At 58.6% G+C, this 12,359-nt stretch carries 10 protein-coding genes; 4 read left to right on the top strand and 6 right to left on the bottom strand.

Going from position 1 to position 12,359, the window contains the following annotated elements:
• Positions 1-126: 126 nt before the first annotated feature.
• On the top strand, positions 127-3,162 hold the full coding sequence (locus tag PH547_RS21325; RefSeq protein WP_285169389.1) for a PAS domain S-box protein: 3,036 nt from the start codon (positions 127-129) through the stop codon (positions 3,160-3,162).
• Positions 3,163-3,164: 2 nt separating this feature from the next.
• The gene (locus PH547_RS21320; RefSeq protein WP_245464161.1) at positions 3,165-3,566 is read left to right on the top strand and encodes a response regulator; all 402 of its coding nucleotides are present in this window, start codon (positions 3,165-3,167) and stop codon (positions 3,564-3,566) included.
• 36 nt (positions 3,567-3,602) lie between these two features.
• On the opposite strand, the gene PH547_RS21315 is transcribed toward PH547_RS21320, so the two are convergent.
• Together PH547_RS21315 and PH547_RS21310 are read right to left on the bottom strand one after the other, a co-directional pair.
• On the bottom strand, positions 3,603-4,406 hold the full coding sequence (locus PH547_RS21315) for an arginine deiminase family protein (RefSeq protein ID WP_260304845.1): 804 nt from the start codon (positions 4,404-4,406) through the stop codon (positions 3,603-3,605).
• Positions 4,407-4,631: 225 nt separating this feature from the next.
• Entirely contained in the window at positions 4,632-4,841 is a 210-nt protein-coding gene (locus PH547_RS21310) for a dodecin (protein ID WP_104826402.1), read from the bottom strand.
• Between the two features lie 368 nt (positions 4,842-5,209).
• On the opposite strand from PH547_RS21310, the gene PH547_RS21305 reads away from it, so the two are divergent.
• Both PH547_RS21305 and PH547_RS21300 read left to right on the top strand, forming a co-directional pair.
• The gene (locus tag PH547_RS21305) at positions 5,210-5,941 is read left to right on the top strand and encodes a response regulator (protein ID WP_104826403.1); all 732 of its coding nucleotides are present in this window, start codon (positions 5,210-5,212) and stop codon (positions 5,939-5,941) included.
• Positions 5,938-7,206: an ATP-binding protein gene (locus PH547_RS21300; protein WP_260304846.1), complete on the top strand. Its 1,269-nt coding sequence runs from the start codon at positions 5,938-5,940 to the stop codon at positions 7,204-7,206. The genes PH547_RS21305 and PH547_RS21300 overlap by 4 nt, the downstream gene beginning before the upstream one ends.
• Before the next feature lie 52 nt (positions 7,207-7,258).
• Here PH547_RS21300 and PH547_RS21295 read toward each other — a convergent pair whose 3' ends face one another.
• From PH547_RS21295 to PH547_RS21280, 4 genes are all read right to left on the bottom strand, one after another.
• Positions 7,259-7,825 carry a hypothetical protein gene (locus PH547_RS21295; protein WP_285169388.1) on the bottom strand — a complete coding sequence of 189 codons (567 nt, stop codon included), beginning with the start codon at positions 7,823-7,825 and terminating at the stop codon, positions 7,259-7,261.
• A 270-nt stretch (positions 7,826-8,095) separates the two neighbouring features.
• Positions 8,096-10,060 (bottom strand): MacB family efflux pump subunit, encoded by a 1,965-nt coding sequence (locus tag PH547_RS21290; protein WP_260304848.1) that lies wholly within the window; start codon positions 10,058-10,060, stop codon positions 8,096-8,098.
• Positions 10,061-10,063: 3 nt separating this feature from the next.
• Positions 10,064-11,383 (bottom strand): efflux RND transporter periplasmic adaptor subunit, encoded by a 1,320-nt coding sequence (locus tag PH547_RS21285; protein WP_260305224.1) that lies wholly within the window; start codon positions 11,381-11,383, stop codon positions 10,064-10,066.
• Between the two features lie 340 nt (positions 11,384-11,723).
• Positions 11,724-12,161, bottom strand: coding sequence for a hypothetical protein (locus tag PH547_RS21280; protein ID WP_285169387.1), 438 nt, complete (start codon positions 12,159-12,161; stop codon positions 11,724-11,726).
• Positions 12,162-12,359: the final 198 nt, after the last annotated feature.

Below are 12,359 nucleotides of genomic sequence, written 5' to 3'. Positions count from 1 at the left end.
GCTGATGTCGCCTGAACCTGATGACTGTATTTGGGAATTTGCTTCCGCGGTGACCGGTGGCGTCAATGGAACCTTTCAACGGTACCGGCATTATCGTCGTTATTCTGCCTATATGGGGGGATGGCGATGAGCATGGAATCAAATTCAGCGCCAGCCTCGGCAAATTTCCTCTCCTTTGTTGGAAATCCAACGGCATTGCAGGTCAGCCAGGACTTCATCGAAAGGCTGCCCGTGGCAATTTACGCCTGCGATGCCGACGGTCGTATCCTCTGGTTCAATTCACTTGCCGCTACTTTATGGGGCCGCTCGCCTCTCATCGGCGATGACAGTGAGAAATATTGCGGCTCATACCGCCTTTACACTGGCGGCCGGCGAATTCGTCGGGACGAAACACCGATGGCAACCGTGTTGCGCACCCGCGCTCCGGTGCATGGTGTCGAAGCAAGAGTCGAGCGGCCTGACGGCTCCTCCATCTGGGCCATGGTTCACATCGACCCGGTGGAAGACGAAACAGGCAAATTGATCGGCGCCATCAACTGTTTCCACGAAACCACAGCCCTTCATAACGCGAACGAAGATCTCTCCGAATTTTTTGAGAACAGCGCCGTCGGTCTGCATGTCGTAGCCGATGACGGAGTGATACTCCGCGCCAACCAGGCCGAACTCGCCATGCTTGGCTATGCCGAAGGCGAATATGTTGGCCACAATATCAAGGACTATCATCTCGATCCGTCAGTCATCGGTGACATTCTCGATTGCCTGCGCAATCACCGGCCGATCAGCCAGTATCCCGCCAAGTTGCAGGCAAAGGATGGCTCGGTCCGCCATGTATTGATAACGTCGAACGGCCGCGCCCGCGATCGGAGAGCAACCGGCACACGCTGCTTTATGATCGACGTCACCGATCGGGCCGAGGCCGAGGCTCTTCTCCACGAGCAGGAGCGCAGGCTTGCAACCACTTACGAGCATGCCGGTAGCGGCATCGCAGAGATCGATGCCGGCGGGCGACTATTGCGCGTCAACTTGCGGCTTTGTGAATTGATGGATTTGACCGCCGACCAGCTCATCGGCCGGTCGATCTTTGACGAGACGTTTTCTGAGAATGTCGAGCATGATCGTGAGCAGTTTCAGCGTCAGGTCGCCGGCAACATCGATCGATACTCCGTCGAGAAGCGGATTTTACGAAAGGATGGCAGCTCCTTCTGGACCTCGGTTACCTCATCGAGCGTTCGCGACGCGGACGGACGCTTTCTCTATGCGGTGCGCGTCCAGCACGACATAACCGAGCGCAAGCAGGTGCAGGAGGAGCTCGCCGCCCGCATCCAGGAGCAGGCGGCACTCTACCGGCTCACAGACAGGTTGCAGCATGCGCGATCCCTTGGTGATGTCTACGAACTGGCTCTGGATGCCATTCAAGAGGCGTTGCGGTGCCAACGCTCATCGATCCTTTTGTACGACAGCGCCTCGATTTTGCAATTCGTGGCTTGGAGGGGGTTGTCCGACGCCTATCGTGCGGCTGTTGAAGGCCATTCGCCTTGGAAAGCGAATGAGGAAAATCCGCAGCCCATCTACATTGCGGACATCAGGCGGGCAGCGCTCCCGGAATCTTTGAAGAAAACCATACTCGCTGAAGAGATACGGGCTATGGCCTTCATTCCCCTGCTGGATAGTGGAAAGCTTGTCGGGAAGTTCATGGCATATTTCGATAAACCGCATGTCTTCACGAACGGGGAGATCGACATAGGGTTGGCGCTCGCGCGTCAGCTTGCTTTCGGCATCGAGCGAATGCGGGCTCAGAAGGCGGCGCAGCATTTGGTCTCGATCGTCGAATCCTCGCACGATGCGATCGTGAGCAAGAATCTTGATGGCATAATCACCACCTGGAACCGCAGCGCGGAACGGCTGTTCGGCTATGCCGCCAATGAGGTGATCGGCAAATCGATCACCATTATCATTCCGCCGGACCGGATGGATGAAGAGACGGAAATTCTAAGGTGCATCCGCACCGGCGAAATGATCGATCACCTCGAAACCGTGCGACGGCGCAAGGACGGCAGCCTTGTGGATATTTCGCTGACCATATCCCCGGTCCGCGACGCCAAAGGGCGGATTGTGGGAGCCTCCAAGATCGCCCGCGACATTACCGAGCGCAAGGAAGCGGAGACCAGGATTCGAGCGAGCGAACGGCAGCTTCAGGATCTCCTGGCAGCCATTCCGGCGGCGATCTATACGACGGACGCACGGGGTAAGATCACATATTTCAATCAGGCGGCGGTGGAGTTCGCCGGCCGCACTCCGACGCTCGGCAGCGATGCGTGGGCTATCAGTTGGAAGCTCTATTGGCCGGACGGAAAGCCGCTGCCGCATGAAAAGTGCCCCATGGCGATCGCCCTCCAGGAGAAGCGGGCGGTGCGCGGTGTCGAAGCCGTGTCGGAACGGCCCGACGGCACGCGTGTTCCGTTCATTCCCCACCCGACGCCGATATACGACGCGGATGGCAATATTGTCGGCGGCATCAACATGCTGGTGGACATCAGCGAGCGCAAGCAAGCCGAAACACAGCAGAGAATGCTGCTCAACGAACTCAACCATCGGGTCAAGAACAACATGCAAATGCTGCAGTCTTTGCTTTCAAGCGCCGCAAGGCGGAGCCAGAGCGAAGAGGCGCGGCAAATCCTCGAGGATGCGACAGGCCGGATCAGCGCGATGGCGGCTGCCCAACGCGTCTTGTACGATACGATCGATGCGACCAAATTCAGTCTGCCGCAGTTTCTGGATGCCGTCTGCTTTGCCGTGCAACAGACCCTGCCATCATACGCAACAATTACCCGCAAGGCCGATGCCGGCGAGCTTCCCAATGACGCCGCCATGCCACTTGCGCTGATTATCAACGAGCTGGTCACCAACGCCTTCAAGCACGGCGGTGCCGCCGATGCTGATTTTAACGTTCGGGTCTCGCTGCTTCAGGAAGGGGAGGCCGACGTTCTCTCCGTTGAGGATGACGGACCGGGTTTCGAACTGAGTTCGGTGCGTCACAGATCATCCGGCCTTCGGCTGGTTGAAGGCCTTGCCCGCCAGCTCGGCGCCACTTTCACCGTAAGCTCAGGTTCGCCGACGCGCTGCAGTGTCGCGTTTTCGCGAATGGCTGAGAGGCAGGGCTGATCTTGAGTAACGATACCATTCTGATCGTCGAAGATGATTTTTTTATCGCCATGGACGTTGAGGCGACACTGACCGCTGCGGGATATTCGCTCGCGGGCATCGCCTCCTCGGCGGAGGAGGCGATCCGGCTCGCCGTTGCGCGTCGACCGGCTCTGGCGATCATGGACATAAGGCTTTCGGGCAAACGCGACGGCGTGGATGCGGCGCTGGAGCTCTTCAGAGACCACGGTATTCGCTGCATTTTCGCGACGGCTCACGCCGACCACGACATCATCCAGCGCGCCGGCCCGGCGTGCCCGCTTGCGTGGCTGCAGAAACCCTATTCGATGCCGTCCCTGATCAGCGCGGTTCAGAAGGCTTTGAGCGAGATTGCGTCAAAATCCGACGATCAGGAACCCGGCTAAGCCTCGCGCCGTTGGACGAAAATGGGCACATCGAGACTATTTGCCATCGCGATACCAGCGCAGCGACAGGCAGGAGAGACCTGCATCGATCCTGCCGATTTCGGTGGTCTTCATCGGTGCAATCCTGTAACCGAGCTTATCGAGCATCTCCAGCGTGCGCGGATAGTCGGAAGGGACCATCAGGACGTCATTGACACGCAGAGCATTCGCCGCCGGCTCTTCGCCTTCCGGAATGATGATCTGCTTGAAATCCTTGAAGACGCCGGAGCGTGCAAGGCGGGCGGTCGAGAGCACGGTTTCCTCGTCCAGCAGCGAGCAATCGGTCTTGAAATGAAGCACGCCTTCTGGCGTGGCAACCAGTTCGGCTTTGCGGCCGAGCTTATCTAAGCAGCCGGCGAGAGCCTCGGCGCCCGCTTTGTCGGTTCGCGCCGAAAGGCCGATCATGACACCCTTTGGTGTCGTCAGAACATCGCCGCCGTCGACGAACCCGTGACCCGGGAGATCGAGGACGATGTCGAACCTCTCACGCAAGGCGGATGCGATGGCCGCTGACTCGCCCGCGCGGCTTGCTGCGCCCGGACGAAGCAGGATCGCACCCTCGGTGAACACGAGAGCGGGATCCTCGACGAAGATGGAGTCGGGAAAGGCCTCCAGCGCGGGCAGGATGGTCACTTTCACACCAGCGTCGCGCATAGCGGCAATATAGTCGTCATGCTCCGCTTTTACGCCTTCATAAGTCGGGCCGGCATGCTCCCCGGCACGCAGGCCATCAACGACCGAGCGCGATGGCTCGCGAACGATGGCGGAGTTGAAATGATAAACTGATCTGGGTGAGGACATTTCCTAATACCTTATTGCCATTCAGAGCGCTTCTACCGTGCTTGCCGATGGTCGTCGACAACGCTGTCCACGGCCGGCAGGCGGGAATATGCCCTAGCCTTGGCGCTGATGTCATTCGTTGGTTGTGAAATCGTAGCGTCTAAAATCTACAAACGCGCACCTGTCCGGGGCAAGCGCTCGCCCCGGCGGCTAGCTCGTATTTGCGAAGAACGGATCGCTCAAGGATCAATCGTCGATCCGAAACCCGACCTTCATCACCACCTGATAATGCGCGACCGCGCCATCCTTGATGTGTCCCCTGATTTGATCCACCTCGAACCATTCGAGGTTCCTCATAGTCTTCGAGGCGCGCGAAATCGCCGTTTCGATCGCGTCGGTCACCGAGGTTCTGGAACTGCCGATTAGTTCCACTTTCTTATAGACATGATCGTTCACGTTATCCTCCCAGATTCGTGCAGACTATGTTTGGCTTCGAACTCCCGGGCCGCGTTCCTGTGGCCGGCTACGAGACGTCTGTTATTTCAGATATCTCGCATTCACGATCCGGCAACAGTCGTCCTTTGTCAAACGGTGGAATCGCACTTGAGGCAGTTCCCGACCAGGCCTTCGCTCGGCCGCGATCATCGCCGCCTACGCGACCTCCCTGAGCGCGCTTAAGCGGCCCGATTTTTTGCTCAACGTTTCCACGGTGAGGAATTTTGTAAACCAATGTTTCCGGCAAGAATTTTCGCTGGTTTCGCCAGCGAAAAACCTTCTTTTGGAGAGGAGTTTGTATAAAAGTCTGAAGAAACGGAATATTGCCTATGACTGTGACCACCGCGCCTGACATCTTGATTGTCGACGACGACCACGAAATTCGTGCGCTTCTGAGCCGATATCTCGAGGAGCAGGGCTTTCGTGTCTCGACGGCAAGCGATCTCCGCGGCTGCAACGATGCCCTTAATCGGCGCCCCCCGGATCTCCTCGTTTTGGACGTCATGCTGCCCGATGGATCGGGCCTTGATCTTTGCCGCGATCTGCGAAACCGCCGTCCTCGTGTCCCGATCATTCTCCTGACCGCTCTCAAGGAAGACATCGATCGGATCTTGGGGCTTGAGATCGGCGCGGACGACTATCTCGGCAAACCGTTCAACCCGCGAGAGCTGGCAGCGCGTATTCGGGCGGTCCTGCGCCGGGTAAACGAGGATCCCTCTTCCGAGCCGGAGCAGCGTCGCTTTCTTTTTGCCGGGATGACCCTCGATCCGCAGCTTCGCCGCGTCACCAGGGACAACGGCGAAGTTATTTCATTGACCGGAGCCGAATTCGATCTGCTCAAGGCCTTTATCGAACGAGCCGGCCGGCTGCTGTCGCGAGACCAGCTGCTCGACTTGACGCAGGGGCGTGATCGCGACCCGGCCGATCGTTCGATCGACGTGCTGATGAGCCGATTGCGCCGCAAGCTGGGGGAGACGGCCGAGGAGCCAGTGTTCAGAACGATCCGAAACGGCGGATATCAGCTCGTTGTCCCGGTGACGGCCGTTAAGGGCGATCCATGAGGTCTCTAGGCGCCCGGCTGGCGATACTCTTGCTGACGGCTATCGTTCTGGTGGTCATCACCTCGTCTTTTGCGGCAAACCTGGTCATGCGAGGGCCGCGGCCGGAAGCAACCATGGAGCCGATGGCCCATCAGCTCTCCATACTTGCAAAGCTCGCGGAAAAAGACAGGGCTGCGGCGATTGCTGCTGGCGTAGTCATAGCTGCTGCTCCCGCAGACGGGCAACCCGATGAACCGCTTTCCGGATTTCTGATGGAAAGCCTGCGCCGAACCGGCGACGTTCGGGTGGCGACCGTATCTCGCCAACCGACCGGTACTATGATTGCCTCTCTCTACCTTCCCGATGGCAAGTGGATGGTGATGCCGTTGCCGGAACTCGGCCCGCCGCCTGGGGGGTGGAAGATACTGGCGGGATGGCTCGGCCTCATCATTGCAGGCAGTGTCCTGATTTCAATATTTGCCGCATCGAAGATAATGAAGCCGCTTCGCCTGCTTGAGCGCGCTTCAGCCGAAATTGGTCCGGACGGGACGCTCCCGCATGTTCCGGAAACCGGTCCGGGCGAAATTCGCGTCACGGCACGCGCACTCAACGAACTATCGGCAAGGGTGAAGGCTGCAACCGAGAGCCGGATGCGGCTGGTCGCAGCCGCCGGGCATGATCTCAGAACACCCATGACGCGCATGCGATTGCGCGCTGAATTTATCAAGGATGATGAGGATCGGCTGAAATGGCTCGCCGACCTCGAAGAGCTCGACACGATCGCCGATAGCGCCATCGGATTGGTACGCGAGGAAATCTCCAAGGACAGCCTGCAGTGCGTAAGGCTCGATACGATCGTGGCAAACATCGTGTCGGAGCTGACGGCGATGGGCATGGCTGTCAAAGCCGGCGAACTGCAGCCCGCGACGATTTGCGCGGGCTCTCTGGCGGTCACAAGGGCTCTGCGCAACCTTTTGATCAACGCCGCAACGCATGGTCAATCGGCAATCGTTACCGTCACTCGCTCCGGCGACAAGGCAATCGTCACAATAGTCGATACAGGACCCGGCATTCCGGAAGAACGCTTGAGCCAAGTGTTCGAACCATTTTTTCGGATCGATATCGCACGGCAGCGGTCTTTCCCGGGAGCGGGCCTTGGTATGGCCATCGCCAAGGAAATCATTTCCAGGTTCGAAGGTGAGATCACCGTGCGCAATCGGCACCCGAGAGGTCTGGAGCAGATGGTTGCATTCAAGAACCGCAGCGATAGACCCGCCGCTGGTTGAGAGGCCGCCTTTGTTCAATGGCGGAGTCCCGTTTCAGCGTGGGCGCCTATTATCAAACATAGGCCGTCCGGTCTCCAAATTCGCTATCCTTGTCGAAATTCGTTGATCCTATGCGATCGCTTTCGCCCGAAAGCGATGATTGCTGCTTGCTGTTCGAAGAGGTGGACTCGGAGCTGGTATTCGAAGCAGTGCCAGTTTTGGTAGATTGACCGGCGGTGCTCGACTGCTCGCCGGCGGATTTTTCCAGCTTGGCCAGTTTTGCCTCCAAGGCGGCGAGGGCCTTTTGCAGCGTTTCAGCCTCGTCAGGGTCTTTTGTATTGGCAAGCTGCGCCTTCTTCGCGGCGATCTGTGCCTCAATCTTCGCGGCATCGTCCGAGGTTGAGGAAGTTGTGGAGGTGGAGCTCAACTGAGATCCCGTTGTCGCTGCAGAGATTGCACTGACCATTTTACGTCCTGATCGTTGCTTCGTTATTCGGAAGCCAGACCATGATGCGTAGTGCATTAATTGAGCGTAAATAGTCGAACGCGCGAAATCGAATGTAATTTTGCTTGTCGCGAATGATGTATTCGAGCAATCTGCAAAACATATCAATAAATCCAGAGTGATATATGGATGCATCGAAAGATGTACTGGATAAATACAAGGGGCTTCGGTTATATTGGAAACGTCCGGACAAGAAATTTCCTAAAAATGCCTTGTTTCCGCAACGTTCGGAAACACTTTCGACGATAGTTGCTGTAAATTCATATGCGGTCCTGAGCCTTCAAATGCTCTGGTCACCCGCATGCCGGCTTCGTCAGACGCCCCCAACATGAATGGCGAAGCCGGTTTTTCTTTCTATGAGACGAATGATCAATCTTTACATACTGAGATTCTAGTCAGCCACGATCAGTCTCGTGAAAGAGCTGCCACGGGATCGAGCCTTGACGCATTGCGCGCCGGCAGGTAGCCGAAGGTAAGCCCGATCGCACAGGAACAGGTAAATGCGAGTGCGATGGTACTTCCCGAATAGACCATGGCGAAGTTTGACCCCAACCGGTTGAAGGCAAGGCCGAAGCCAAGCGCAAGGGCAATCCCTAGCGCGCCGCCCAGGAGGCAGACCAGCACGGCCTCGATCAGGAATTGCTGCAATATATCCTGTCGGCGGGCACCGACTGCCATGCGAACGCCGATCTCGGCGATACGCTCGGACACAGAGACGAGCATGATGTTCATGACGCCGATACCCCCGACAAGCAGCGAGATGACGGCAATTGCGGAGACAAGCAGGGTCAGCGTCCGCGTTGTGCTTGCAATCGTCTGACGGATGTCGTCGGTATTGAGAACGAAAAAATCCTTGGTGCCGTGCCGGCGCTCCAGGAATTGCGTCACCGCGGCCTCGGCGAGCGTGCTTTCGGTATCGTCTTTGACGCGCACGGTGACGCTGCGCAGCGACATATCGCCGAGGAACCGGGCCTGCACGCTGGTATAAGGAAGATAGATCGACAGATTGTCGCTGGAGCCGAAACCACCCTGCTGCGAGGCGATGACGCCGATGACGCGGACAGGCAACTGGCCGACGAATATCACCTGCCCGGTGGGATCGAGGCCCTTGCTTGCAAAGAGCGTTGTTGCCGTATTCTGATCGATCACGGCATCCTGCACCATCCGTCGCACGCCGTCTGCGTCGAACAGCCGTCCGGCCACAAGTTTCGAACCCTTGACCGAAAAATAAGCGTCGCCCACGCCATTGATCAGCGCATTGGCCTCCGTCGAGCCGAACCGGACCGTCTTGCTGGTCGAAACGGTCGGCGTGACGGCGGCGACATAGGTCAGTTTGGCCAGGGCATCGGCATCGGCGACCACCAGGGTCTTTATGCGCCCTGAACGGATATCTCCGAAACTTTTGCCTGGAAAAATCTCCAGCGTATTGGTGCCGAGATTGTTGATATTGGCCAAGACCTTGCGCTGCGATCCTTCCCCAAGCGCAACGACGCAAACGACCGAGGCGATGCCGATGATGATGCCGAGCATGGTGAGGAATGTGCGCAGCCGATGCGCCTTCAAGGCGAGGATCGCCATGAGAAAGGCCTCGCGCAACCGGTTGCCCAGCTCACGCCAGCCAGCGCTACCGCGCTCCTTCTCGGACATGGAGCCGTGATTGCTAGAAACCCGCGTATTTTTGTCGGATGAGCGCCTGTCGGCGACGATGTGGCCGTCGGAAATCTCGATGACGCGCTGCGCGCGGGCCGCGACCTTCATGTCGTGGGTGACGATCACTACGGTATGGCCTTCGGCATGCAGCTCAGAAAGGATGCCAAGCACTTCATCGCCGCTTTGCTGATCGAGCGCGCCGGTCGGCTCATCGGCGAGGATGACATTGCCGTTGTTCATCAAGGCACGCGCAATGGAAACACGCTGCTGCTGGCCGCCGGAAAGCTGACCCGGCTTGTGCCCGGTCCTGTCGCCCATGCCAAGACGGTCGAGTAGCGCGATGGCGCGGGCATGCCGCGCCTGATTTGGCTGGTCGGCATAGATCGCCGGGACTTCGACATTGCCAAGCGCGCTCAGCTCGGAAAGCAGATGATAGCGCTGGAAGATAAAGCCGAAATGCTCCCGCCTCAGCGTTGAAAGCGCATCGCTGTCGAGCCGATGCGTATCGGTGCCGGCGATCGCATAGGCGCCGTCGGTGGGGCGATCGAGCAGGCCGATGATGTTCATGAGCGTCGATTTGCCGGAACCGGAAGGGCCGACGATGGCGACCATCTCTCCTTCGGCGATCGACAGATCGATGTCCTTCAGCACGGCAATGGTACGGTCGCCGGATTGGTATTCCCGGCTCACTCCCTTCAGTTCTATGAGTGGGACAGCCATCGCTCAGAACCCCATGGGCGGCGGTGGCCCGCCGACACTGCTGCTGGTCGTCGTGCTTGTGCTTGCTTCGCCGATAACGACGCGCTCGCCTTCCGAGAGGCCCGACCGCACCTCGGCGGTGACGTTGTTGTTGAGGCCGATGATGATTTTTCTGGAGGTCTGCTGTCCGTCCGCTGCGACCACCTGCACATTGTAGGATCCGTCAGCGGCTTTCGCTCCAAGCGCCGATGATGGAATGACCAGCGCATTTTTCGCCGCGCCAAGCACGATATGGACTTCAGCCGACATATAGGTGCGGAAACGGTTGTCCTGGTTCGATACGGCGAAGATGCCGTTGTAGTAAATCGCAGACGACGATGAGGAGGAGGTCGACGTGCTGCTGGATGAGGTCGTGCTGGAAGAGGTGACGCTGCTGTCGCTGGTGATCGATTCCGGCGCCGGCTCAATCGATTGCAGCACGGCATCGTAGCGGGTGGCGGGATCTCCGAGGATGGTGAAATAGACCGGCTGGCCCACCTTGGTCCTGACGACGTCGGCCTCCGATATCTCGGTGCGAACGATCATCGTGTCGAGCTGGCCGAGAATGACGATCGTCGGCGCTGATTGGGCCGCATTGACCGTCTGGCCTTGCTGGTTGACGATGGCAAGCACGGTCCCGTCCATCGGTGCGGTGATGCGCGTGTAGGATAGATTGGCCCGCGCCGTCTCCACCGCGACTTCTGCTGCAACGATCTGCGCATCGAGCGCAGCGATCTGGGCGGTGATCTTCTTGACGCTGGCCTCCGCACTATCGAGATCCGCCTTGGAGCCGGCTTGATTGCGAAAAATCGTCTGCTGCCGCGTCAGCGTCTGTTGCGCATTGGTAAGGTCGGCTTCGCTTTCCTCGCGCTGCGCCTTGACATTGGCGAGCGAGGCCTGAGCGGTTTTCAGATCGTTGTTTTGCGTCGTGGAGTCGATCTCGGCAATTAGCGTATCCTTCTTGATCTCATCGCCGAGCTTGACATTCAGCGCGGTAATCCGCCCCGAGACCTGCGCGCCGACCGCGACCAGCTTGACCGGTTTGAACGTCCCCGACGCAAGCACCGCTTCCTCGACATCCCCTCGCGCAACCGTGGCGGTGATGGCGGACGAGCTCTTTTGGGCGAAGATATCGTCGTGAAACAGGAATGCAGCGGCGGCAAGCAGAGCGAATATGGCGAAAGCCAAGCCTGGCCGCCGAAACCGGTTTTTTCGCGGGGTGCCCAACGGTCGCGCGCGCAATAAGGCTCGGTCAGCTTCTTTCAGTTCGGTTCGTATCGTCATCGGGCTTAGGGAGTTCAGCATGGTGCGGACCGCTGTTGGCGTCGGCCATGGCGGGTCCGAAGGTATCGACCTCGCCTCCCAGCCTCCGCCCAGAACCTTGTTGAGGGCGACATAATCGGTGGCGATCAACGCCTGGCTCTCTATCAGGGCTTCTTCCGCACTGTAAAGCGAGCATTCGGCGGGTATTCTTGATAAGGGATTGGTCCGGGGATGCCGGGGCGGGGCTCCCCGGACCATGCCGCCTTTTCTGGGGTCGTCGCTCCTTCCAACTGACAGAGATCGGACAAATTACGTCCGGGGGGTCAATCCCTGTCGGGTGGAGATAGAATGGCTTGTCCATAAAGGCGGAAGCTTCCGGCTCCTAGTGGAACCGGCCAGGACCTGGATCGAGCGACCGTTCAGCATCCTCAAGCTTCTTGAGCTGATAAGTGGTCAAAACGGAGCGAAGTGCCGCCGCTTTATCTTTCAGCACGCGGGCCTTGGCAGCACGGTCCAGCATGTGATCGGCAATCTCTTCGCCGAACAATTCGGACGATTTACTCGAACCGGCATCAGGCGCCGATGGTTTCGTTTCGGTCTCCGAAACGGGCTTCGGTGGCATTTGCTCCGGAACATCGAGAAGGTCTGTCAATGCGGCGGTATAGTCCCTCCAGGCATCAAGCTGGGCGACATGGATACCGATCAGCGTTTCCATCGCCGATAGCCTGCTTGCAAGCTCCAATGCGTGATCCGGCCGAGGCGGGAAATCGGGAGGCGGCGCGTGAGGCGGCGGGAAGGGCAAACCGTTGTCAAATGCCATCATAGGGCCGCCCAACCGAGGGTCGCCGCGAAAGCCGGGGCATGGCCCTCGTTCCGGCCCCATCCACACCGGCGGAGGTCCCATCCTCTCAGCACCGACAGGTCCCTGTTCGATGCTCGGGATTGGAGACTCCTGGGCAAGAGCCGGAACAATCATGCCGCCGATGGTTGTTGACATTAAGATTGCGACAATACGCAA

It is taken from the genome of Rhizobium cerradonense (assembly GCF_030182455.1).
Lineage (GTDB): Bacteria > Pseudomonadota > Alphaproteobacteria > Rhizobiales > Rhizobiaceae > Rhizobium.
This window is presented reverse-complemented; position numbering and strand designations above follow the sequence as displayed.